Genomic DNA, 22747 nt, shown 5'->3' on the forward strand with positions numbered 1-22747 from the left:
CCCGACGCGGTCAGCTCGGCGATCTGCTGCAACGTGGCACCGATGTCCGACGTCCTCGTCGTCGTCATCGACTGCACGGAGACGGGAGCGTCGCCACCGACGGCGACGGTGCCGACCTGGATCTTCCGGCTCACCCGGCGGTCGGCGAGCTTGGTCGGAACGGATGGCATACCGAGAGAAATCGCGGTCATCTGCTGTGCAACCCCAAGGAGTGGATCGAGGTCCCGAGATCGGCGGGCTCCAGCAGTCGAGATTACGGCACCGGGGTTGTCGTCAGCACATCGCGCAGGCAAACACCCCGAAAAGGTGAGCGGCCGGACACATGGGGTGTCCGGCCGTCTCCGTATCTGTCCGCCGCGGCGGATCCGGTCAGCTGATCTTGACGGGGTTGACGATGTCGGCGACCAGGACGAGCAGGGTGAAGCAGATGAAGATGCCCGCGACCACGTAGGCGACCGGCATCAGCTTGGCCACGTCGAAGGGGCCGGGATCGGGGCGCCGGAAGAGCTTCGCCAGATTGCGGCGTACGGACTCCCACAGGGCGCCCGCGATGTGTCCGCCGTCCAGTGGCAGCAGCGGCAGCATGTTGAACAGGAACAGCGACAGGTTGAAGCCGGCGAGCAGCATCATGAACATCGCGATCAGGTTCTGTGCCGGTGCGTCGAGGTTCATCACCTCACCGCTGATACGGGCCGCGCCGACCACGCCCACCGGGGAGTCGTCCTTGCGGTCGCCGTCGCTGAACGCGGCATTCCACAGGTCCGGGACCTTGGCAGGCAGCGCCACCATGGACTCGACGCCGTTCTCGATCATGTCGCCCATGCGGTCGACCGAATCGGGGAAGGACAGCGGCAGGATCTCGGTCTTGGCGGCGAAGCCGAGGTAGCCCGCCGGGACGTACTGCCCGGGGACGACCTCGCCGTCGGCGTTCTTCTTGGCGACCGAGTTCTTGGCGAGCGTGGCCTGAAGGACCTGCTCCTGCCCGCCGCGCTCGACGGTGATGGTGGCCGGGCCGATGGTCTCGCGGATGCGGTTCGACAGGGTGGCCCAGTCGTCGACCGGCTTGCCGTTGAAGGCGACGATCTTGTCGCCCGTCTTCAGGCCGGCGGCCTCGGCGGGCGAGACCGGGTCGCCCTTGGCGCAGGTGTCGCGGTTCTCGCTCTGGGAGATCACGCACTTCTGGACCCCGGCGACCTCGGTGGTCTGGGTCGCGAAGCCGAAGGTCATCGCGACCCCCAGGAAGATCGCGACGGCGAGGATCAGGTTCATGAACGGCCCGGCGAACATCACGATCACGCGCTTCCAGGGCTTGCGCGTGTAGAACAGCCGCTTCTCGTCCCCGGGCTTCAGTTCCTCGAAGGCCGCCGAGCGGGCGTCCTCGATCATTCCGCGCCAGGGCGACGTCGACCGGGCCTCCAGCCGGCCGTCCTCGCCGGGCGGGAACATCCCGATCATGCGGATGTAGCCGCCCATGGGGATGGCCTTGATGCCGTACTCCGTCTCGCCCCTGTGCCGCGACCAGATCGTCGGGCCGAAGCCGACCATGTACTGGGGGACGCGGATGCCGAAGAGCTTGGCCGTGGAGAGGTGGCCGAGCTCGTGCCAGGCGATGGAGATCAGCAGCCCCACTGCGAAGAGAGCTATGCCGAGGACCGTCAACAGAATCGTCATGCGCGAGCCTCCGCCGTAGCCTTCACTGCCAGTTCCCGGGCCCTCGCCCGGGCCCAGGTCTCCGCTTCCAGGACGTCCGACACCGTCAGCCGGGTTCCCTCGGCGGGCACTCCGTGCTCGGTGACGACTTCGGTGACCGTATCCAGGATTCCGTTGAACGGCAGCCGCCCTGCGAGAAACGCGTCGACGCACTCCTCGTTGGCGGCATTGAACACCGCCGGTGCCGTGCCGCCCAGCTGCCCCACGTGCCGGGCGAGTCCGACGGACGGGAAGGCCTCGGTGTCCAGCGGGAAGAACTCCCAGGTCGACGCCCTGGTCCAGTCGAAGGCCGGGGCGGCGTCGGGGACCCGCTCGGGCCAGCCGATACCGACCGCGATCGGGCCGCGCATGTCGGGCGGGGTGGCCTGGGCGATGGTCGACCCGTCCGTGAACTCCACCATGGAGTGGACGTACGACTGGGGGTGGACGACGACCTCGATGCGGTCGAACGGGATGTCGTACAGGAGGTGCGCCTCGATGACCTCCAGTCCCTTGTTGACCAGCGTCGCGCTGTTGATGGTGATCACCGGGCCCATCGCCCAGGTGGGGTGCGCGAGGGCGTCGTCGGGGGTGACGTCCGCCAGTTCCGCGCGGGTCCGGCCGCGGAAGGGGCCGCCCGAAGCGGTGACGACGAGCTTGCGTACATCGGCCCTGGTGCCCGCGGCGAGTGCCTGGAAGAGGGCGGCGTGCTCGGAGTCGACCGGGATGATCTGGCCGGGCGCTGCGAGCGCCTTCACCAGCGGCCCGCCGACGATGAGCGACTCCTTGTTGGCGAGGGCGAGAGTGCGTCCCGCCTCCAGCGCGGCAAGGGTCGGGGCGAGCCCGATGGATCCGGTGATGCCGTTGAGCACGGTGTGGCAGGCGGTGGCGGCGAGCTGGGTGGCCGCGTCCGGCCCGGCCAGGATCTCCGGCAGGGGCTCGGTGCCGTACTGCCCCGCGAGCGCCTCGCGCAGCGCGGGCACGGCGTCCTCGCGTGCCACGGCCACCGTGTCGACCCGCAGCTGCCGGGCCTGCTCGGCCAGGAGCCCGACCCGTCCGCCGGCGGCGGAGAGTGCGGTGACGCGGAAGCGGTCGGGGTTGCGCAGGACCAGATCGATGGCCTGCGTGCCGATGGACCCGGTGGAGCCGAGGACGACGATGTCCCGGCGGCCTTCGGACGGATCGAAGGCGATATGGGGGTCGGCGAGAGGGGATGGGCTGTCGCTCATCCCCCCATTGTGGCCGCAACCGCTGTGCGGTCGGACAGTGCGTCCCGCGAACCGGCGTGCGGGCCGGGGTGAGCGGGGGCGGTGTGCGCCACCGGGCGCCGTGTGCCGGCCGGCGCGACGGTGCCCCGGCCGCCGCGGATCCGGAGATCGACGACGGCCGGGGCACCGGGCGCGCACGGGTCAGCGGATGGGACGGTGGACGTTCTCCCGCTGCGCCGGGCCCGGGGTCGCGTCCGCGATCCAGGGGCCCTCGCCGCTCGGGTCGACGATGCCCTCCTCCAGCCAGGTGTACGTGCCGGACAGCACACCGTTGACGACCTTGTTGTCGAGGTCGTCGGTGTTCGACCACAGACGGGTGAAGAGTTCCTCGACCCGGATGCGGGACTGCCGGCAGAACACGTCGGCCAGTTGGTACGCCTCACGGCCGTGCGCCTCGGTGGTGCGCAGCAGTTCGGCGCGTACGCAGGCCGCGCTCATCGCGAAGAGCTCGGCTCCGATGTCGACGATCCGGCCGAGGAAGCCCTGCTTCGTCTCCATGCGCCCCTGCCAGCGGGACATAGCGTAGAACGTCGAGCGGGCGAGCTTGCGGGCGGAACGCTCGACGTAGCGCAGGTGTCCGGACAGGTCCGGGTGTCCGGGCGGGTGGAACTCGTTGTACGTGCGGGGCAGTTGACCCGGACCGGTGACCAGCTTCGGCAGCCAGCGGGCGTAGAAGGCCGCCGCGTTGGCACCGGCCCTCGCCTTGTCGCCGAGCGTCTTGTCGGGGTCGATGATGTCCCCGGCCACGGCGAGATGGGCGTCGACCGCCTCGCGGGCGATCAGCAGATGCATGATCTCGGTGGAGCCCTCGAAGATGCGGTTGATGCGCAGGTCGCGCAGCAACTGCTCGGCGGGGACGGCTCGTTCGCCGCGGGCCGCCAGCGAGTCGGCGGTCTCGAAGCCGCGGCCGCCGCGGATCTGCACCAGCTCGTCGGCCATCAGCCAGGCCATCTCGGAGCCGTAGAGCTTGGCGAGCGCGGCCTCGATACGGATGTCGTTGCGGTCCTCGTCGGCCATCTGGGACGAGAGGTCGAGCACTGCCTCCAGCGCGAAGGTGGTCGCCGCGATGAAGGAGATCTTCGCGCCGACGGCCTCGTGCTTGGCGACCGGCCTGCCCCACTGCTCGCGCACCGCCGACCACTCACGGGCGATCTTCAGACACCACTTGCCCGCTCCGACACACATCGCGGGCAGCGAGAGCCGGCCCGTGTTGAGGGTGGTGAGGGCGATCTTCAGCCCGGCGCCCTCGGCGCCGATGCGGTTGGCGGCCGGGACCCGGACCTGGTGGAAGCGGGTGACGCCGTTCTCCAGGCCGCGCAGGCCCATGAAGGCGTTCCGGTTCTCGACGGTGATGCCCTCGCTTGCGGCCTCGACGACGAAGGCGGTGATGCCGCCCTTGTGCCCTTCGGACTTGGGCACGCGGGCCGTCACGACGAGGAGGTCGGCGACGACGCCGTTGGTGGTCCAGAGCTTGACGCCGTCGAGGATGTAGTCGTCACCGTCGGGGACGGCCGTGGTGGCGAGACGGGCGGGGTCCGAGCCGACGTCCGGCTCGGTCAGCAGGAAGGCGGAGATATCGGTACGGGCAAGGCGCGGCAGGAACGCGTCCTTCTGCTCCTGCGTGCCGAAGATCTTCAGGGGCTGCGGTACGCCGATGGACTGATGCGCCGACAGTAGCGCGCCGATCGCGGGGTTGGCGGAGCCGACGAGCGCCAGGGCCTTGTTGTAGTACACCTGGGTGAGGCCGAGTCCGCCGTACTTGATGTCGATCTTCATACCGAGGGCGCCGAGCTCCTTGAGCCCGTTGATCACCTCGTCGGGGATCCGCGCCTCGCGCTCGATGAGCGCGCCGTCGATCCGGGTCTCGCAGAAGTCGCGCAGTTTCGCGAGGAATTCCTCGCCGCGGCGGGCGTCCTCGCCGGCGGGCATGGGATGGGGATGGATCAGGTCGAGCCGGAAGCGGCCCAGGAAGAGTTCCTTGGCGAAGCTCGGCTTGCGCCAGTCCTTCTCGCGCGCGGCTTCGGCGACCTGTCGTGCTTCACGCTCACTGACCTTGGGACGGTTTTTTTCGAGTGGTGCGGTCATGAGGCTCACCTCGCCGCGAGTCGGGGCCGGGGGCATGGGCCGGGGCACGGAAGTGCCTTTACCGGCCGGTGCTACTCGTTCGTAGTACCTGATTACCGCGCGCTCCACCAGTCCGCGTGCCGCACCGAAAGCCCCGTCGGAGGGGGTACGGGTACGGCCGGAGCCCCCGCACAGTGGGCTCCGGCCGTGGTCGGTGACGTACGGGCGCTACAGGGCCAGTCCAGTGAGGACCAGAACCCGCTCGTACGTGTAGTCGTCCATCGCGAAGGCCACACCCTCGCGGCCGACACCGGACTGCTTGGCTCCGCCGTACGGCATCTGGTCCGCGCGGTAGGACGGCACATCGCCGATGATCACGCCGCCGACCACCAGGGCGCGGTGGGCGCGGAAGGCGGTCTGTACGTCGTGCGTGAACACGCCTGCCTGAAGGCCGTACTTGGAGTCGTTGACCGCGGCGAAGGCCTCGGCCTCGCCGTCCACCTTGCGGATGGTGAGGACGGGCCCGAAGACCTCCTCGCAGGCGATGGTGGAGTCGGCGGGGACGTCGGCGAGGACGGTCGGGGCGTACGACGCACCGTCCCGCTTGCCGCCGGCGAGGAGCGTGGCGCCGGCCTGCACGGCCTCGTCGACCCAGGCCTCGACCCGCTTCGCGGCGTCCTCGCTGACGAGGGGGCCGACGTCGGTGGCGCTGTCGGACGGGTCACCGGTGACCTGGGCCTCGACCGCCGCGACGATCTTGGGGACCAGGCGGTCGTGGACGGAGGCGTCGGCGATCACGCGCTGCACGGAGATGCAGGACTGGCCGCCCTGGTAGTTGGAGAAGGTGGCGATACGGGTCGCCGCCCAGTCCAGGTCCTTCTCGGAGGCGAAGTCGCCGAGGACGACGGCCGCGCCATTGCCGCCGAGCTCCAGGGTGCAGTGCTTGCGCGGCACGGAGTCCATGATCGCGAAGCCGACCTTGTCGGAACCGGTGAAGGAGATGACCGGCAGCCGCTCGTCCTGGACGAGGGCAGGCATCTTGTCGTTCGGCACCGGCAGCACGGACCAGGATCCCGCGGGCAGCTCGGTCTCGGCGAGCAGCTCGCCGATGATCAGGCCGGAGAGCGGGGTGGCGGGCGCCGGCTTGAGGATGATCGGCGCGCCGACGGCGATCGCCGGGGCGATCTTGTGCGCGCAGAGGTTCAGCGGGAAGTTGAACGGCGCGATGCCGAGGACGACACCCTTGGGGAAGCGGCGGGTGAGCGCGAGACGGCCCTGGCCGCCGGCGTCGGTGTCCAGACGCTGGGCCTCGCCACCGTTGAAGCGGCGGGCCTCCTCGGCGGCGAACCGGAAGACGGACACGGCACGGCCGACCTCGCCGCGGGCCCACTTGACGGGCTTGCCGTTCTCGGCGGAGATCAGCTGGGCGATCTCCTCGGTGCGCTCGACCAGCCGGCGCGACACGTGGTCGAGGGCGGCGGCGCGTACGTGGGCGGGGGTGGCGGCGAACTCGTCGCGCACGGCGTACGCGGCGGCGACCGCCTCCTCGACCTGAGCCTCGGTCGGGACGGAGACCTGACCGACGAGCCGTCCGTCCCAGGGGGAGGTGACGTCGAAGGTGGCCTCACCGGTGGCCTGACGGCCGGCGAGCCAGAAGGCGTGGGTGGAAGTCATGTCCCGGCCCTTCCGAGATAGATGGGGATGTCTGCGCCCCACGGTAGGGGCGGGAGGCGGTCAGGGCGTTTGTCCGCGATGGAGTGTTGCCGGGCCCGCCCCCGCCGCTTTGTCGTGCGGGTGGGGGCCCTGCACGGTGGACGCGCCGAAACCGGTTTCGCGGAGCGTGCGGGCAGACAGCTCGTCCGGCGATCGAGGACGCGGGACGCGACCCAACCGGCCCCGGGGATCGGCCGGCCGCACCACCCGCCCCGTACCGCCCCCCCCCACCCCCACCTCACCGCCGCCGTTCCGTGGACACGATCAGGAACACCCCCGCCACCACCACCCCTCCGCCCAGCGCGATCGGCCACGACAGCTCCTCGTTCAGGATCAGCGCGCCCAGCAGCACCGCCACCACCGGGTTGACATACGCGTACGTGGCCACCAGCGACAGCGGGGCCGAGTGGAGCAGCCACGCGTACGCCGTGAACGCCACGATGGAGCCGAACACGACCAGGTACGCGAGCGCCGTCCAGGAGCGGGCCGAGACCTCGCCGATGACGAAGCCGTGCTGCTCGCCCCGGCCGAGACCCACCAGCGCGCAGCCGATGCCGCCCGCCACCATCTCGTACGCGCTCGCCGCGAACGGGTTCGCCGGCATCGGGATGCGCGAGGAGGAGAACGAGCCGACCGACCACATCACGGTCGCGACGATCACCGTGAGAACGCCCCACAGCCGTACGTCACCGCTGAGTCCGGGCAGCGTCAGGACCGCGAGGCCCGCCAGTCCGAGAAGGACGCCGCAGTACGCCCCGAGGCCCGGGCGCTCGCCGGACGCTCTGCGCAGTACGACCACCCAGGCCGGTACCACGGCGATCAGCAGCGCCGCGAGGCCCGAGGGAACCGAGGTCTCGGCGAGAACGACGAGGCCGTTGCCGCCCAGCAGGAGCAGCAGACCGACCATCGCCGCCGAGGCGAGCTGTCTGCGGGTGACCTTGAGCGCCGCCGCGCCCTGCCGCCAGGCCACGAGCGCCCCGAGGACGAGGCCCGCGACGACGAAGCGCGCGCCGGCGGACAGGAAGGGCGGCATCGTCTCGACGACGATGCGGATGCCGAGGTAGGTGGAGCCCCAGACGACGTACACGATGGCGAGCGCCGCCCAGACGGCTCCCGAGATCCGGCGGTCGGGACCGGAGACCCCGTCGACCCCGGTCCCGGCACCGGGGCCGGGGCCGGGGCCGGCCGCACCGGAGAGGGGCGAGGCACCGGACGTGCCGGAAGCGGATGTGCCGGAGGCGGATGTGCCGGATGAGGCAGCGCGTCGTGTCATCGGTCCTTCTCGTCCCTGGACGGCGCACGGGACCCCCCCGACGCCGGCGACCACGAAGCAGGACACTAGGCATTCCGGCGAGCAAGTGCCAGATTTCTGCCCGAGTTCGGGCACTGAAACGGAAAATCCTTCAGGAAGTGACCGGATCCCGGGAGTTCGGGAGGCGGGAAGTCCGTGGTGCGGCCCGCCGGCTCGCCCGGACCTGCCGAAGGGAGGGATCAGACAGAACCCGCCGACGTCTTGAGCGCCAGCCACAACTCCATCCGGACGTCCGGGTCGTCCAGCGACCGCCCGAGGATCTCCTCCACCCGCCGCATCCGGTAGCGCAACGTGTGCCGGTGCACGCCCAGGTCCGCCGCTGCCGCGTCCCACTGGCCGTGCCGCGAGAGCCACGCCCGCAGCGACGCCACCAGATCGCCCCGTCCGGTCGCGTCGTGCTCGTACAGCGCCCGCAGCATGCCGTCCGCGAACGCCCGCACCGCGTCGTCCGCGAGCAGCGGGAGGATCGATCCCGCCGCGAGTTCCTCGTGCTCGACGAAGGCCCGCCCGCGCCGCCGGGCGACCGAGAGCGCCTGCTCGCACTGCTTGTAGGCGCCCGCGGCCGCTATCGGTCCGGTGGGTGCGGACAGCCCGACGACCAGCGCGGCGTCGTCGGCCTCCTGCTCGCCGTACGCCGCCGTGCAGGCGGCGGCCACGGCGCCGCCGTCCGCGGCCAGCACCACCAGCCGGTCCTCGGTGTCCGGCACCGCGAGCACCGGCTCGGCCGCCCGCGCCGCGGCCGATTCCAGCATGTCGGCGAAGGCCTGGAGCGGCTGCTCCGCGCCCGTCGCCTGCTCCCCCGCCGGCTCGGCGATCAGCAGCCGGAAGGGGGCGTCGAGCAGCCCGCCGTAGAGATCTCCGGCGACCGCGCGGGCATGGTCGGGCTGTCCGGACAGCAGCATCCGCAGCACCGCGGCGCCGAGTCGCTGCTCCGCCTCCTGAAACGCGCGCGAGCGCTCCGTGGACAGGGTGAGCAGGGCGACGGCCGAGTGCACGGCGTACCGGGACGCGGTGCCCAGCGGCGCGCCGGTGCCGACGGCGAGCGCGCCGCGCACCCGCCGGCCGCTGCCGAGCGACTGGAGTTCGACGCGGTCGTCGTCGGTGTCACCGACGACCGCGCTCGCGGGCGCCGCCCGCTCCCGCAGACGTTCCACGTCCCCGGTGAGGCGGGCCGCCCGCCGTGCGGCCCACTCGGGCGAGGCCGCGACGACGGAGCCCGAGGCGTCGTACAGCGCGGCCCAGCCGTCGACGTGGGCGGCCAGTCTGGCGACGACCGCGGCGGGGCCCTCGGCCAGCGCCGCCCGGGTCAGCTCCCGCTGGGCCTCGAAGCCGGCGGTCACCGCGCGGTACTGGTCGGCCGCGATCGCCGCGGAGACCGCTTTGCTGATGGCGAGGAAGGGCGTGCGGCGGGGTACGGCGAGAAGCGGGAAGCCCTCCTCCTTCGCCGCGTCGAGCAGCGCGTCCGGGATGTCCTCGTAGTACACGCCCACCGCGAAGCCGAGCCCGACGACACCGGCGCCCACCAGCCTGCGCACATAGCGGCGCATCGCCTCGGGGTCCTCGGCGTCCAGGGTCATCGCCGTGACGAGCAGCAGTTCGCCGCCCTCCATGTATGGCACGGGGTCGGCGAGCTCGCTGACGTGTGCCCAGCGCACGGGCGTCTCGAGCCGGTCCTCCCCGGAGCGCACGGTGAGTTTGAGCGCCGAGTGCTGGACGAGCGAGGCGAGCGTGGGCGGCATGGGACTTCTCGGCCCTTCGAGCAGCGATGAATTTCGCCGTCCCGTATGAACGGCGTGCTTCGATTCTGCCAGGGCGTAGCAGTACGGGCTCCGCGGCGGGAGCCCGTACCTCTCGATTGCGCCGGGCCACCGGCCTCAGGTGCGCAGGTCCACCAGCAGGGGCGGCGCGTGCTCACCGCGAACGCTGGTGAGGGAGAGCACGGCGTGGCCGGCCGGGACCGCGTGCGCCAGGTCCGATGCGGACCAGCGGGCGCGCTCCACCTCCCGGACCGTGATCGCCTCCGCGGTGGCAGCCTTGCCGGTGACCAGGCGGCGCATCATGTGCAGTGCTTTCGTCAGCGGCTCGTCCGAGATGATCTGCCGGTTGGTGACGTCGCGGGTCTGGACCCATTCGGTGCCCCAGGCCTCGGCGAACCGTCCGCCGTCCCACGGCGCGAGCCCGGCGAACGCCATCCGGCAGCCGACCGCACCGAGCAGCGGTCCCCGCAGCGGCTCGGGCACGTCCTCCAGGGTCCGCAGCGCGAAGACGACACCGGCGTTGGCGGAACGCAGCCGCTGGACGGCGCGCACCGAGTCCGCGGTGACGGTGTAGGTCGCGTCGTCGAGGACGAGCGCGGCGAACAGCGAACGGTCGGAACGGGTCAGCGCCGCTTCGGTGAACTGCGCGAGGATCAGCCGCGCGACGATCCGCGAGGCCTCGGCGTGACCCCGCTCGGGCAGGTCGACGCGGACGCGCAGGGGGTGCTCGATGGCGCGCAGCGAGAACTGCCGCCCGCCGCCGTCGGTGCGGAAGAACGTGGCGAAGGCGGGCCGGTCCAGGAAGGCGATCCGCTCGGCGAGCAGGACGCCGATGTCGTCGGCGCGGGCGGACTGCCGCTCGCGGGCGTCCAGTTCGCGCAGCTGCGCCGCGGCGACCGGATCGCCTCGCGCCTCCAGCGCGGCCCGCAGCGCTCCGACGGCGACGGGGGCGCCGCTGAGCAGCTCCCGCAACTCGGGTACGGCGGGGAAGCGCCCGTGGACACAGCGGTACGGCCCGATCAGCTGGGCCAGCGCGGTCGCGGCCCGTCTGCTGTCGCCGCCGGGCAGGGTGGCGGCGAGATCCCCGACGAGCGCCTCGGCGAGCACGCGAGCGGCCTCGTCGGGGTCGTCGGCGCCGCCGTAGAGGTCGAGATCGTGGGTGGAGTCGGGGCGTCCGACGGAGATGACCAGGTCGAAGGAGTCGTCGGGGGCGAGGCCCGTGCCGTGGGCGGTGACGGCGACGACGGCGGCGCGGTTGGCGAGCGCGAGCAGACACATCGACTCGACGACGGGCCGCACGAGCCGCACGCTCTTGCCGGACCCGGAGGGCCCGACCGCGAGGAGGGAGGTCCCGAGGAGGGCGGGTTCGAGTGCGACGCCGGTGGTGCGGCGGGGGTAGGGGTTCCGCTCGTCGTCGACGACCGTGCCGATCTTCACCTGTCCGGTGGCCAGGTCGTGCGTGGCGGTGCGGACGGGCAGGTCCCGTACGCCCGAGGGATGGGCGCAGGCCGCCGCGGCATCCGTACGGACGGTCTCGCTGAACGCGGCGAGCCGGTCAGGCCGGGCGTGGACGCCCTGCCAGGCACGCTTGATCCGTGCGTAGTCGACGTCCCCGAGAGCGCCGGCGCGGGTGGCCTCGGTGAGCCGTTGTGCGGCCTCCACCAGTCCGGCGCCGCGCAGCTCGGGCCATTCGGCGGGGTCGGCCTCGGGCGGCGGCACGGGCACCGGGGCCGGCTTGTCGGTGCGGCGTACGTAGCGGTGCCAGATCTCCGGCACATGGCCGATCCGCGCGCAGAAGACGAGCAGGGCGCCGCCGACGATCGCGTAGTAGACGTAGCTGGCCGTGGCCCAGGTGGGCGGGTCGGAGCGCCAGGAGTCCGGGGTGAGGACGAGCAGGGGCCAAATCCAGTACCGGCCGAGGTAACCGTTCCAGAGCAGCGACCACAGGAGCCAGCCCGCGAGCAGGGAGATGAGTGCCCCGGCGAAGAGGCGGCGGGCGGGTACGAGCTCGGGCTCCTCCGCCGGCCGGGCGCGGTGGCCGAGGCGCCACACACCCGGTTCGGCACCGGGGCGCGGGATGCGCAGCCAGTCGGCGACGGCGGGACGGGTGGTCGGCGCGTGGCCGGGTACGGCGGGAACCCCGGGAAGGCTCGGCGGCCCTGCGGGCCGTGGCACCGGGTTGGCCCGTGTGCCGCGTGCGTCGAATGTGCCTTCGGATTCCATGAAACCGCTGCCCCCTGACCAGCCAGGCCCGCTCTGTGCACGGTCAATCTAGTGCCCCGGTGGGGGTAGTTCACTGATTCGCCCCGCCCGGCGTGCGCGAAGGGCTCTTCCGCAGCCATCCACGTCCGCGCGGACCCCGCCACGCCCGCGCGCGGACCCCGCCCATGTCCGGGCGCGGACCCCGCCCATGTCCGGGCGCGGACCCCGCCTATGTCCGGCACGGACAACGACACACCCCCAACACTCCCGAACGGCGCATGCCCGCCCCCCTCCCCCGCGCCTAGCCTGCGGAGAAAGAAACACGAAGCGTCCCACAGCACCCCAGGAGCCCCTCATGACCGCAATCCCGCAGGAGCGCCGCGTCGTCACCGCCATTCCCGGACCGAAGTCCGTGGAGCTTCAGTCCCGCCGCACCGCCGCGGTCGCCGGTGGCGTGGGGTCCGTGCTGCCCGTCTTCACCGCGCGCGCCGGCGGCGGGATCATCGAGGACGTCGACGGCAACCGCCTCATCGACTTCGGGTCCGGCATCGCCGTGACCTCCGTCGGCGCCTCCGCCGAGGCCGTCGTACGCCGGGCGTCCGCGCAGCTCGCCGACTTCACCCACACATGTTTCATGGTCACGCCGTACGAGGGCTACGTCGCGGTCGCCGAGGCCCTCGCCGAGCTGACGCCGGGCGACCACGCGAAGAAGTCCGCGCTGTTCAACTCGGGCGCCGAGGCCGTCGAGAACGCCGTCAAGATCGCCCGCGCGTACACCAAGCGCCAGGCCGTCGTCGTCTTCGACCACGGCTACCACGGCCGTACCAACCTGACGATGGCGCTGACCGCCAAGAACATGCCGTACAAGAACGGCTTCGGTCCGTTCGCGCCCGAGGTCTACCGCGTCCCGGTGGCGTACGGCTACCGCTGGCCGACCGGCGCCGAGAACGCCGGCGCCGAGGCCTCCGCGCAGGCCATCGACATGATCAACAAGCAGGTCGGCGCCGACAACGTCGCCGCGATCATCATCGAGCCGGTCCTCGGCGAGGGCGGCTTCATCGAGCCGGCCAAGGGCTTCCTGCCGGCGATCGCGCAGTTCGCCAAGGACAACGGCATCGTCTTCGTCGCGGACGAGATCCAGTCCGGCTTCTGCCGTACCGGCGAGTGGTTCGCGTGCGAGGACGAGGGCATCGTCCCGGACCTGATCACCACCGCCAAGGGCATCGCGGGCGGCCTGCCGCTCGCCGCCGTGACGGGCCGCGCCGAAATCATGGACGCCCCGCACGCGGGCGGCCTCGGCGGTACGTACGGCGGCAACCCGGTGGCCTGTGCCGGCGCGCTCGGCGCCATCGAGACCATGAAGGAGCTCGACCTCAACGGCAAGGCCAAGCGCATCGAGGAGGTCATGAAGAGCCGCCTGGGCGCGATGGCCGAGAAGTTCGACATCATCGGCGACATCCGCGGGCGCGGCGCCATGATCGCCATCGAGCTGGTGACGGACCGCGAGAGCAAGGAACCGAACGCGGCCGCGACCGCCGCGCTCGCCAAGGCCTGCCACGCCGAGGGCCTGCTGGTCCTGACCTGTGGCACCTACGGCAACGTGCTGCGCTTCCTGCCGCCTCTGGTGATCGGCGAGGACCTGCTCAACGAGGGCCTGGACATCCTCGAGCAGGCGTTCGCGGGCGTCTGACCAGTGCTCGGACCGTGGGCCCGAGCGTGACCGGAACCATGGGTGATCAGCGGCGGAGCAGCCGGAACGGTCGGGGCCTGTGAAGAAGGTGTGCGGGGCCGATGGCGGGATGGAGATCCGTCTGTCGGTCCCCCCGGCCCCTGCCGTACGGTTTCTGCAGATGAGAGAAACACCCCGCTCGCAGGAGACTGCGGGCGACTCCAGGCCGAGGCCTCCCCAGCTTCGTCCTGGCCGTGCCCTCGCGCACACCACTGGAGCTTCTGGCTCCGGAACTCCTCACCGATCGGATGGCCGCCCGCCCCAAACCCCCCGGGGCGCGCGGCAAACCGGTCAGGCCGGCCGCTTCGGAACTACCCCCCCTGTTCCGAGGTGGCCGGCTTTTCCTCGTCGGATGTGGCCGGCCGTCCTGTGCGCCGTGCTCTTCTCCCTGATCACCTGGCAGGTCGCCGCCGGCGGACCCCTGCGCTCGCTGGACGAGCACATCGAACTCCGCATCGCCGGTCACGGACCCCGGCTGCTCACCGAGGCGCTGGCCGACCTCGGCGGCATGGCCCTCGCACTGCCGGTGCCGGCCGCCGCCCTCGCGTACGCCCTGTGGCGCGACAGACGGGCCGCGCGCCGTGACGCTCTCGTCGCCCTCCTCACCGTGGCCGCCGTGCCCGCGCTGGTGATGCCGCTCAAGGTACTGATCGACCGTCAGGGACCGCTCACCGAGGCGGGCGGCTACTACCCCTCCGGCCATACGGCGACCGCGATGGTCGCCTACGGCACGGCCTCGCTGCTCCTCGCCCCCTATCTGCGGCTGCGACGGTCGATGCCCGTCGCCCTGGTGCTCACCCTGGCGACGGGCATCGGTCTGGTGCTGCGCGGCTACCACTGGCCGCTGGACGTCGTCGGCAGCTGGTGCCTGTGCGGGACGCTGCTGCTGATCAGCTCCAGCGGTATGCGTCGAAGTTCCTGGAGAACTCCCACTGGTTGAAGCGGTCCCAGTTGATGGACCACGTCATCAGTCCGCGCAGGGCGGGCCAGCTGCCGTGGGTCGCGTACGAGCCGCAGCTCACCTTCTTCGTCAGACAGTCGAGCGCCTTGTTCACCTCGGCGGGCGAGGTGTGACCGTTGCCCGCCTGGGTGGACGCCGGCAGGCCGATGGCGACCTGCTGGGGCCGCAGCGCCGGGAAGAACCTCGACTGGTCACCGGCCACCGGGAAGCCGGTGAGCAGCATGTCGGTCATGGCGATGTGGAAGTCCGCGCCGCCCATGGAGTGGTACTGGTTGTCCAGGCCCATGATCGGGCCGGAGTTGTAGTCCTGGACGTGCAGCAGGGTGAGGTCGTCCCGCAGGGCGTGGATGACGGGGAGGTAGGAGCCGGCGCGCGGGTCCTGGCCGCCCCAGGGGCCGGAGCCGTAGTACTGGTATCCCAGCTGCACGAAGAACGTCTCCGGGGCCATCGTGAGGACGAAGTCCGGGCCGTACTTCGCCTTGAGGGTCTTGATCGCCGAGATGAGGTTGACGATCACCGGTGAGGTGGGCGAGCGGAAGTCCGTGTCCCCGGTGTTCAGTGAGAGGGAGTGGCCCTCGAAGTCGATGTCCAGGCCGTCGAGACCGTACTCGTCGATGATCTTCGAGACGGAGGAGACGAAGGCGTCGCGGGCGGCCGTACTGGCCAGCTGCACCTGCCCGTTGGCGCCGCCGATGGAGATCAGGACCTTCTTTCCGGCGGCCTGCTTCGCCTTGATGGCGGCCTTGAAGTCGGCGACGGACTCGACGTTCGGGCACTCGGCCGCCGGGCAGAGGCTGAAGCGGATGTCGCCCGAGGTGACCGAGGTGGGTTCGCCGAAGGCGAGGTTGATGACGTCCCAGGAGTCGGGGACGTCCGCCATGCGGGTGTAGCCGGAGCCATTGGCGAAACTGGCGTGCAGATAGCCGACGAGGGCGTGGGCCGGGAGGCCGGTGCCCGGGTTGCCGCCCCCGCCGGTGGTGGTCGCGCTCACGACCGCGGACTTCGGGGACTCGCCCGCGCTGTTGGTCGCGGCGACCTGGAAGCTGTACGTGGTGCTGGGGGCCAGCCCTGTCACGGTGGCCGACGTCCCGGTCACGGAGATGACCTTGGTGCCGCCGCGGTAGACGTTGTAGCCGGTGGCGCCGGAGACGGGCGACCAGCTCAGCGGTACGGAGGTGGAGCCCGGCGATCCCGCGGTGAGGCCGGCGGGGGCGGCCGGCAGCTGCACCGGGTCGCCGCCCGGGCCGAACAGGGAGACATCGTCCGCGTGGTAGGCCGCGGTGCCGTACCAGCCGTGGGTGTAGATGGTCACCGAGGTGGTCGAGGCACCGGTGCGGAAGCTCGTCGAGAGCTTCTGCCAGCCGGACGCGGACGGTGTCCAGGTGGAGACGTCGGTGGTGCCGGTGCCGGAGGCGCCGAGGTAGACGTAGCCGCCCTGGACCCAGCCACTGAGGGTGTAGTCGGAGTTGGGCTTGACGGTGACGGTCTGGCTGCACTTGGCGTTGTCACTGCCGGCCGGGGTCGCCTTCAGCGCCGAACTCCCGCTGCGCACGGGCGAACTGACGACAGCTCCGCTGCCCGCGGTGCAGCTCCAGCCGGTGAGACCGGCCTCGAAGCCGCCGTTGCGGGCGACTTCGGCGTCGGCCGCTTCGGCGGCGGTGGACATGGCGACAAGTCCGCCGAGGGCGAGCGCGGCCGCCGTCAGGGCGGCCGAGAGTCTGGTGCGGTCCACAACTGCCTCCGGGCATGGGGGGATTCGGGTGGGAGCTCCCGCAATTTGGTCCAGACCAATGCGGTTGTCAAGACCTCTGACAGCACCCGGCCCCTCACTCCCCCTCGCGGCGCGCCATGGCCCCCGCCGCCTCGTGCATCGCGAGCTCCAGCAGCGTCGGATCCGTGAGCGTGCCCGAGCCGTCCGGCACGACGAGCCAGCGCACCCCGCCGCCACCGGCTCGCCCCGGGTACGGCACGACGATCCAGGTACCGGCGCCCGCGCTGCGCACACCGGTGCCGAGCCACCGTGCGGCCGTGCCGGGCGGCACGAAGAACCCCATGCGGGAGTCGCCGAAGTCGGCGAGCACCGGCCCCGGCCTGTCGATCAGCCTGCTCAGCACATCGAGCGTCGGATAGCCCAGTGCTGACGGCAGGATCAGTACGTCCCAGCGCCTGCCGGCGGGCAGCAGCGCGACCCCGAGGGGGTTGCGCTCCCACTCCCACCGGCAGGCATCCGGGTCCGGTGCGACCGCTGCCAGCCACTCCACCGCGGTCCTGGCCCCCGAGTCGTTCATGACCGGTCTCCCTTCCCTGCGCACCGACGGTGCGTTCACAGGGGAGAGCGGCCCGGGGCCGTCGCATGACGCGAGTTGGGGCTACCAGTTGACAGTGATCTGGGTCACGCCGGGTCAGCTGTCGAAGCCGAGACCCATCCGGTCCATGGCCCGCAGCCATGCGTTGCGCCGCCCGCCCTGTGCGTCCGCCCTGGCCAGCGCCCACTTGGTGAGCCCGATACCGGCCCAGGCGACGGGCTCGGGCGGGAAGGGCATCGGCTTGCTGCGCACCATCTCCAGCTCTGTGCGTTCGGTGCGCTCCCCCGACAGCAGGTCGAGCATCACATCGGCGCCGAAGCGCGTGGCGCCGACCCCGAGGCCGGTGTAGCCGGCGGCGTAGGCGACCTTACCGCCGTGCGCCGTGCCGAAGAACGCGGAGAAACGCGAACAGGTGTCGATCGCCCCGCCCCACGCATGGCTGAAGCGCAGCCCCTCCAGCTGCGGGAAGCAGCGGAAGAAATGGCCGGCGAGCTTCAGATAGGTCTCGGGACGGTGGTCCAGCTCCGCGCTGACCTTGCCGCCGTACGGATAGATCGCGTCGTAACCGCCCCACAGGATGCGGTGGTCGGCGGTGATCCGGAAGTAGTGGAACTGGTTGGCGACGTCGCCGAGGCCCTGCCGGCCCTCCCAGCCGATCTCGGCGCGCTGCTGCTCGCTGAGCGGCTCGGTCATCAGGGCGTAGTCGTACACCGGGACGGTGTACGGGCGCACCCGTTTCACCAGCGAGGGGAAGACGTTGGTGCCGAGCGCGACCCGGCGGGCGAAGACCCGTCCGTAGGGGGTGCGGACGGCCATCCCCGCGCCGGACGCGGCGAGTTCCAGGCCACGGGTGTTCTCGTAGATGCGGACCCCGAGGCCGCGGCAGGCGTCCTTGAGGCCCCAGGCGAGCTTCGCCGGGTTCAGCATGGCGACACCGCGGCGGTCCCACAGCCCGCCGAGGAAGGTCGGGGAGTTCACCTCGGCGCGCACCGCGTCGGCGTCAAGGAGTTCGAGGCCGTCGAAGCCGTGCCGCTGCGCCTCCTCGTGCATCTCCGCCAGTTCGGCGACCTGGTACGGCTCGGTGGCGACGTCGATCTCACCGGTGCGCTCGAAGTCGCAGTCGATGCCGTGGCGTGCGACCGCCTCCTCGATGGCGTCGAGGTTGCGGTCGCCGAGTTCCTCCAGTCGTGCGAGCTCGCCGGGCCAGCGGGCGAGACCGTTGCCGAGGCCGTGGGTGAGCGAGGCGGCGCAGAAGCCGCCGTTGCGGCCCGAGGCGGCCCAGCCCACCTCGTGCCCCTCGATCAGTACGACGTCCCGGCCGGGGTCGCGCTCCTTGGCGAGCAGCGCGGTCCACAGTCCGCTGTAGCCGCCGCCGACGACGAGGAGGTCGCAGTGCTCGTCGCCGGTGAGCGCGGGCAGGGCGGCGGGTTTGGCGGGGTCGTCCAGCCAGAAGGCGACGGGCTGGGCGTCGGAAAGGGATGAGGCAAAGGTCATGGCATCTGGGGCCATGGTTTCCACTCCTTCGAGGACCTTGTGGGCCGTGCCACGGGCCTACTCGGCCGCGGCACCGTTCTTTCTCCGGCCGCTGATCAGCTGGCCGGCCACGACGATCAGTACGGCGATGACGAACATGGCCGTGCCGATGACGTTGATTTGGACGGGCGTGCCGCGCTGGGCGGAGCCCCACACGAACATGGGGAAGGTGACGGTGTTGCCCGAGTTGAAGTTGGTGATGATGAAGTCGTCGAACGAGAGAGCGAAGGCGAGCATCGCGCCGGCGGCGATGCCGGGTGCCGCGATCGGCAGCGTGACCCGCAGGAACGTCTGCACGGGTCCCGCGTACAGGTCGCGGGCGGCTTCCTCGAGACGGGGGTCCATCGACAGCACGCGCGCCTTGACCGCCACGACCACGAAACTGAGGCAGAACATGGTGTGCGCGATGAGGATGGTCCAGAAGCCCAGCTCTGCCCCCAGGTTGAGGAAGAGCGTGAGCAGCGAGGCGGCCATGACGACCTCGGGCATCGCCATCGGCAGGAAGATCAGCGAGTTGATCGCGCCACGCGCCCGGAAGCGGTAGCGGACCAGCGCGAAGGCGATCATCGAGCCGAGCACGGTGGCGCCGATCGTCGCCCACAGGGCGATCTGGAGAGACAGGGACAGCGAGCCGCACATGTCGGCGACGCCGCACGGGTCCCGCCACGCGTCGGTGGAGAACTCACGCCAGGAGTAGTTGAAACGTCCGGCCGGCTTGTTGAACGAGAACACCATCACGACGATGTTCGGCAGGATCAGATACGCGAGCGTGAGCAGGCCCGCGATCACCACGAGGTTGCGCCGTATCCAACGCATCAGACCAGATCCTCCGTCCCGGCCCGCCGGATGTAGACCGTGACCACGATCAGCACGACTGCCATGAGAATGAACGACAACGCGGCCGCGGTCGGATAGTCGAGCACCCTCAGGAACTGCGACTGGATGACGTTTCCGACCATTCGGGTGTCGGTGGAGCCGAGGAGTTCGGCGTTCACGTAGTCGCCGCTCGCCGGGATGAAGGTCAGCAGCGTCCCGGAGACCACACCCGGCATGGACAGCGGGAAGGTCACCTTGCGGAACGTGGTGGACGGCTTCGCGTACAGGTCCCCCGCCGCCTCGTGGAGCCGCGGGTCGATCCGCTCCAGCGAGGTGTAGAGCGGCAGGATCATGAACGGCAGGAAGTTGTACGTCAGACCGGTGACCACCGCCAGCGGTGTGGCGAGCACCCGGCTGCCGTCGGTCATCCCGAGCCAGTTGGTGACGTCGAGGAAACCGATGGAGTTGAGCGTCTCCACCACGGGCCCGCTGTCCGCGAGGATCGTCTTCCAGGCGAGCGTGCGGATCAGGAAGCTGGTGAAGAACGGCGCGATGACCAGGACCAGCAGCAGATTGCGCCAGCGGCCGGCCTTGAACGCGATCAGATACGCCAGCGGGTAGCCGAACAGCAGACACAGCGCGGTGGCCGTGCCCGCGTACAGCACCGAGCGCAGGAACTGCGGCCAGTACTCGGTGAGCGCGTCCCAGTACGTCTGGAAGTGCCAGGTGACCTGGAAGCCCTCCTCCAGTGAGCCGGTCTGCACCGAGGTCGACGCCTGGTACACCAGCGGCAGCGCGAAGAAGACCAGCAGCCACAGCATGCCGGGCAGCAGGAGCCAGTACGGCACCAGCTTGCGGCGCACCGACGGCTTGTGGACGACCGGTTCGGGGGCGGGTGGCGCGGGCGGCGCCGCGGTGACGGTCACGGCGTCGCCTCCACCGTCTCCACACCGGCGTCGATGTCCTGGCCGGCGTCGAGGCCGAAGGTGTGCTCGGGGTTCCAGTGCAGGACGACCCGCGCGCCGGGCACCAGTCGGGGGTCCCGCTCGATGTTCTGCGCGTACACCTCCAGCTCCGGGCAGACCGGGCTGTCGATGACGTACTGCGTGGAGACACCGATGAAGCTGGAGTCGGCGATCGTGCCGGTGAAGCGGTTGCGGCCGTCCGCGATGCTGCCCGCGTCGTCCGCGTGCGCCAGCGATATCTTCTCCGGCCGCACACCGACCAGCAGCTTTCCGCCGGTGGTGGGCGCTGTCGCGCAGCGCTGCGCGGGCAGCCGCAGCTTGGCGTCGGCGGCGGTGACGACGACCTCCCCGCCGGTGTTCGACGCCACCTCGGCCTCGATGAGGTTGGAGGTGCCGAGGAAGTTGGCGACGAAGGTGGTCTGCGGGTTCTCGTAGAGCTCGGCGGGCGCGCCCAGTTGCTCGACGCGTCCTCCGTTCATCACCGCGACGGTGTCGGCCATGGTCATGGCCTCCTCCTGGTCGTGGGTGACATGGACGAAGGTGATGCCGACCTCGGTCTGGATGCGCTTGAGCTCCAGCTGCATCTGGCGGCGCAGCTTGAGGTCGAGGGCGCCGAGCGGCTCGTCGAGCAGAAGGACCTGGGGGTGGTTGATGAGCGCGCGGGCCACGGCGACGCGCTGCTGCTGTCCTCCGGAGAGCTGGTGCGGCTTGCGCTGGGCGAAGTCGCCGAGCTGCACGAGGTCGAGCATGTCGCCCACCTGCTTCTTCACCGACTTGATGCCGCGGCGGCGCAGGCCGAAGGCGACGTTCTCGTAGATGTCGAGGTGCGGGAAGAGCGCATAGCTCTGGAAGACGGTGTTGACGGGGCGTTTGTGCGGCGGCAGGCCGGTGACGTCTCTGTCGCCGAGGAAGACGGATCCGGTGGTCGGGTCCTCCAGACCGGCGATCATCCGCAGGGTGGTGGTCTTGCCGCAGCCGGACGCTCCGAGCAGGGCGAAGAACGAGCCCTGCGGGACGGTCAGGTCCAGCGGGTGCACCGCGGTGAAGGAGCCGTAGGTCTTGCCGATCCCGGAGAGGCGGACTTCGCCGCCCGCAGTCTTTTCAGTCATGGGTCGCGATCCCGGTGGTGTCGGTGGAGCGGAGGAGGTCAGGCGCCGATGAGCTTGGCGAACTTCTCTTCGTAGGCCTTCTCTTCTGCGCTGGTGAGGGAGCGGAAGGCGTGGGACTTGGCGGCCATGGCCTTGTCCGGGAGGATCAGGGTGTTCGACGCCAGCTCGGGGTCGATCTTCGCCAGTTCGGCGCCGACACCCTCCACCGGGCAGACGTAGTTGATGTACGCGGCGAGCTGGGCCGCCACCGGGAGTTCGTAGTAGTAGTCGATGAGCCGGGTGGCGTTGCGCTGGTGCCTGGCCTGCGCCGGGACCAGCAGGTTGTCGCTGGAGGTGATGTAGCCGGGGGCCGGGATCGCGTACTGGATCGCGGGGTTGTCGGCCTGAAGCTGGATGACGTCACCGGCCCAGGCCAGACAGGCCGCGAGGTCGCCCTTGTCCAGGTCCGAGGTGTAGTCGTTGCCGGTGAAGCGGCGGATCTGCTTCTTGTCGACGCCCTTCTGGAGCCGGCCGATGGCCGCGTCGTAGTCGGCGTCGGTGAACTTCGCCGGGTCCTTGCCGATGTCCAGCAGTGTCATGCCGACGGTGTCGCGCATCTCCGTGAGGAAGCCGACGCGCCCCTTGAGGGTGGGGTCGTCGAGCAGCTGGGTGACGGAGTCCACCTTCTTCCCGCCGGTCGCCTTGGTGTTGTAGGCGATGACCGTCGAGATGCCCGTCCAGGGATAGGAGAACGAGCGCCCCGGGTCCCAGTCGGGGCTGCGGAACTGGGCGGAGAGATTCGCGAACGCGTGGGGCAGCAGCGCCGGGTCGAGCCTCTGCACCCAGCCGAGGCGGATCATCCGCGAGGCCAGCCAGTCGGTGACGCATATCAGGTCGCGGCCGGTGTCCTGGCCGGCGGCGAGCTGCGGCTGGATCTTGCCGAAGAACTCGACGTTGTCGTTGATGTCCTCGGTGTACTTGACCTTGATCCCGGTGCGCCGGGTGAACTCGGTCAGTGTGGGACGGCTCTTCTCGTCCTCACTGACATCCATGTACTCCGTCCAGTTGGAGAAGGTGATCTGCTTCTCCTGCGCGGAGTGGTCGTCGGAGGCGGCTTCGCCCTCGCGCTTGGCGGGCGGGATTCCGCAGGAGCTCAGCGTGCCGATGCCGCCGACGGTGAGGGCTCCGACGCCGGTGGCGCGCAGCATCGAACGGCGGGTGAGGGCTCCCCGGCCATTGGTCAGACTGCGCCGCACCGCGGCCAGTTGGGCCGCGGACAGGCCGTCGGGCTCGTTGTGGTCCATGAACAGTGCCCTTTCGGGATGGGTGCCGCTGGTCGGACGG

General features: G+C 70.8%; 17 protein-coding genes. 2 read left to right on the plus strand and 15 right to left on the minus strand.

Translation table 11 applies throughout. The features are described 5' to 3' along the window. The 8 genes from ABTX78_RS17700 to ABTX78_RS17735 all read right to left on the minus strand — a co-directional run. On the minus strand, window positions 1-191 hold a 191-nt coding region (locus tag ABTX78_RS17700), incomplete at its 3' end, for a flavodoxin-dependent (E)-4-hydroxy-3-methylbut-2-enyl-diphosphate synthase (protein WP_352207700.1). 178 nt (window positions 192-369) lie between these two features. Beyond that, complete coding sequence (locus ABTX78_RS17705) at window positions 370-1671, minus strand: M50 family metallopeptidase (RefSeq protein ID WP_327679660.1); 1302 nt, start codon at window positions 1669-1671, stop codon at window positions 370-372. Then, entirely contained in the window at window positions 1668-2918 is a 1251-nt protein-coding gene (gene dxr / locus ABTX78_RS17710) for a 1-deoxy-D-xylulose-5-phosphate reductoisomerase (RefSeq protein ID WP_352207701.1), read from the minus strand. Before dxr ends, ABTX78_RS17705 begins: the two co-directional genes overlap by 4 nt. 180 nt (window positions 2919-3098) lie before the next feature. Continuing rightward, window positions 3099-5042 carry an acyl-CoA dehydrogenase family protein gene (locus ABTX78_RS17715; RefSeq protein WP_352207702.1) on the minus strand — a complete coding sequence of 648 codons (1944 nt, stop codon included), beginning with the start codon at window positions 5040-5042 and terminating at the stop codon, window positions 3099-3101. A gap of 207 nt (window positions 5043-5249) precedes the next feature. Further along, window positions 5250-6695 carry an aldehyde dehydrogenase family protein gene (locus ABTX78_RS17720; RefSeq protein WP_352207703.1) on the minus strand — a complete coding sequence of 482 codons (1446 nt, stop codon included), beginning with the start codon at window positions 6693-6695 and terminating at the stop codon, window positions 5250-5252. A 277-nt stretch (window positions 6696-6972) separates the two neighbouring features. Further along, entirely contained in the window at window positions 6973-8007 is a 1035-nt protein-coding gene (locus ABTX78_RS17725; RefSeq protein WP_352207704.1) for an EamA family transporter, read from the minus strand. Window positions 8008-8225: 218 nt separating this feature from the next. Beyond that, a complete protein-coding gene (locus ABTX78_RS17730) occupies window positions 8226-9785 on the minus strand; it encodes a PucR family transcriptional regulator (RefSeq protein ID WP_352207705.1) in 1560 nt (519 codons plus the stop codon). Between the two features lie 135 nt (window positions 9786-9920). Next, the gene (locus ABTX78_RS17735; RefSeq protein WP_352207706.1) at window positions 9921-12026 is read right to left on the minus strand and encodes a type IV secretory system conjugative DNA transfer family protein; all 2106 of its coding nucleotides are present in this window, start codon (window positions 12024-12026) and stop codon (window positions 9921-9923) included. A 334-nt stretch (window positions 12027-12360) separates the two neighbouring features. On the opposite strand from ABTX78_RS17735, the gene gabT reads away from it, so the two are divergent. Together gabT and ABTX78_RS17745 are read left to right on the plus strand one after the other, a co-directional pair. Then, on the plus strand, window positions 12361-13695 hold the full coding sequence (gene gabT, locus ABTX78_RS17740) for a 4-aminobutyrate--2-oxoglutarate transaminase (RefSeq protein ID WP_352207707.1): 1335 nt from the start codon (window positions 12361-12363) through the stop codon (window positions 13693-13695). A 160-nt stretch (window positions 13696-13855) separates the two neighbouring features. Then, on the plus strand, window positions 13856-14674 hold the full coding sequence (locus tag ABTX78_RS17745; protein WP_352207708.1) for a phosphatase PAP2 family protein: 819 nt from the start codon (window positions 13856-13858) through the stop codon (window positions 14672-14674). On the opposite strand, the gene ABTX78_RS17750 is transcribed toward ABTX78_RS17745, so the two are convergent. The 7 genes from ABTX78_RS17750 to ABTX78_RS17780 all read right to left on the minus strand — a co-directional run bounded on the left by ABTX78_RS17750 (window position 14625) and on the right by ABTX78_RS17780 (window position 22707). After that, the gene (locus ABTX78_RS17750; RefSeq protein WP_352207709.1) at window positions 14625-16427 is read right to left on the minus strand and encodes a chitinase; all 1803 of its coding nucleotides are present in this window, start codon (window positions 16425-16427) and stop codon (window positions 14625-14627) included. The genes ABTX78_RS17745 and ABTX78_RS17750 overlap by 50 nt on opposite strands. 94 nt (window positions 16428-16521) lie before the next feature. Beyond that, window positions 16522-16983, minus strand: coding sequence for a hypothetical protein (locus ABTX78_RS17755; protein WP_352207710.1), 462 nt, complete (start codon window positions 16981-16983; stop codon window positions 16522-16524). 114 nt (window positions 16984-17097) lie between these two features. Continuing rightward, entirely contained in the window at window positions 17098-18510 is a 1413-nt protein-coding gene (locus ABTX78_RS17760) for an NAD(P)/FAD-dependent oxidoreductase (RefSeq protein WP_352207711.1), read from the minus strand. Between the two features lie 42 nt (window positions 18511-18552). Further along, window positions 18553-19350, minus strand: coding sequence for an ABC transporter permease (locus ABTX78_RS17765; RefSeq protein ID WP_352207712.1), 798 nt, complete (start codon window positions 19348-19350; stop codon window positions 18553-18555). Beyond that, the gene (locus ABTX78_RS17770; RefSeq protein ID WP_313943797.1) at window positions 19350-20276 is read right to left on the minus strand and encodes an ABC transporter permease; all 927 of its coding nucleotides are present in this window, start codon (window positions 20274-20276) and stop codon (window positions 19350-19352) included. Before ABTX78_RS17770 ends, ABTX78_RS17765 begins: the two co-directional genes overlap by 1 nt. Further along, complete coding sequence (locus ABTX78_RS17775; RefSeq protein WP_352207713.1) at window positions 20273-21424, minus strand: ABC transporter ATP-binding protein; 1152 nt, start codon at window positions 21422-21424, stop codon at window positions 20273-20275. Before ABTX78_RS17775 ends, ABTX78_RS17770 begins: the two co-directional genes overlap by 4 nt. 38 nt (window positions 21425-21462) lie before the next feature. Then, window positions 21463-22707, minus strand: a complete 1245-nt coding sequence (locus ABTX78_RS17780) for a polyamine ABC transporter substrate-binding protein (RefSeq protein WP_352207714.1) — start codon at window positions 22705-22707, stop codon at window positions 21463-21465. Window positions 22708-22747 lie beyond the last annotated feature (40 nt).

The organism is Streptomyces sp. NPDC096193 (assembly GCF_040302905.1).
In the GTDB taxonomy this organism is placed as follows: domain Bacteria; phylum Actinomycetota; class Actinomycetes; order Streptomycetales; family Streptomycetaceae; genus Streptomyces.

What these genes read in the sequence shown, in the direction of transcription:
- ABTX78_RS17705 (WP_327679660.1), bottom strand. Translation starts at nt 1,671, where the DNA reads ATGACGATTCTGTTGACGGTCCTCGGCATAGCTCTCTTCGCAGTGGGG.
- dxr (WP_352207701.1), bottom strand. Translation starts at nt 2,918, where the DNA reads ATGAGCGACAGCCCATCCCCTCTCGCCGACCCCCATATCGCCTTCGAT.
- ABTX78_RS17715 (WP_352207702.1), bottom strand. Translation starts at nt 5,042, where the DNA reads ATGACCGCACCACTCGAAAAAAACCGTCCCAAGGTCAGTGAGCGTGAA.
- ABTX78_RS17720 (WP_352207703.1), bottom strand. Translation starts at nt 6,695, where the DNA reads ATGACTTCCACCCACGCCTTCTGGCTCGCCGGCCGTCAGGCCACCGGT.
- ABTX78_RS17725 (WP_352207704.1), bottom strand. Translation starts at nt 8,007, where the DNA reads ATGACACGACGCGCTGCCTCATCCGGCACATCCGCCTCCGGCACATCC.
- ABTX78_RS17730 (WP_352207705.1), bottom strand. Translation starts at nt 9,785, where the DNA reads ATGCCGCCCACGCTCGCCTCGCTCGTCCAGCACTCGGCGCTCAAACTC.
- ABTX78_RS17735 (WP_352207706.1), bottom strand. Translation starts at nt 12,026, where the DNA reads ATGGAATCCGAAGGCACATTCGACGCACGCGGCACACGGGCCAACCCG.
- gabT (WP_352207707.1), top strand. Translation starts at nt 12,361, where the DNA reads ATGACCGCAATCCCGCAGGAGCGCCGCGTCGTCACCGCCATTCCCGGA.
- ABTX78_RS17745 (WP_352207708.1), top strand. Translation starts at nt 13,856, where the DNA reads ATGAGAGAAACACCCCGCTCGCAGGAGACTGCGGGCGACTCCAGGCCG.
- ABTX78_RS17755 (WP_352207710.1), bottom strand. Translation starts at nt 16,983, where the DNA reads ATGAACGACTCGGGGGCCAGGACCGCGGTGGAGTGGCTGGCAGCGGTC.
- ABTX78_RS17760 (WP_352207711.1), bottom strand. Translation starts at nt 18,510, where the DNA reads ATGGCCCCAGATGCCATGACCTTTGCCTCATCCCTTTCCGACGCCCAG.
- ABTX78_RS17765 (WP_352207712.1), bottom strand. Translation starts at nt 19,350, where the DNA reads ATGCGTTGGATACGGCGCAACCTCGTGGTGATCGCGGGCCTGCTCACG.
- ABTX78_RS17775 (WP_352207713.1), bottom strand. Translation starts at nt 21,424, where the DNA reads ATGACTGAAAAGACTGCGGGCGGCGAAGTCCGCCTCTCCGGGATCGGC.
- ABTX78_RS17780 (WP_352207714.1), bottom strand. Translation starts at nt 22,707, where the DNA reads ATGGACCACAACGAGCCCGACGGCCTGTCCGCGGCCCAACTGGCCGCG.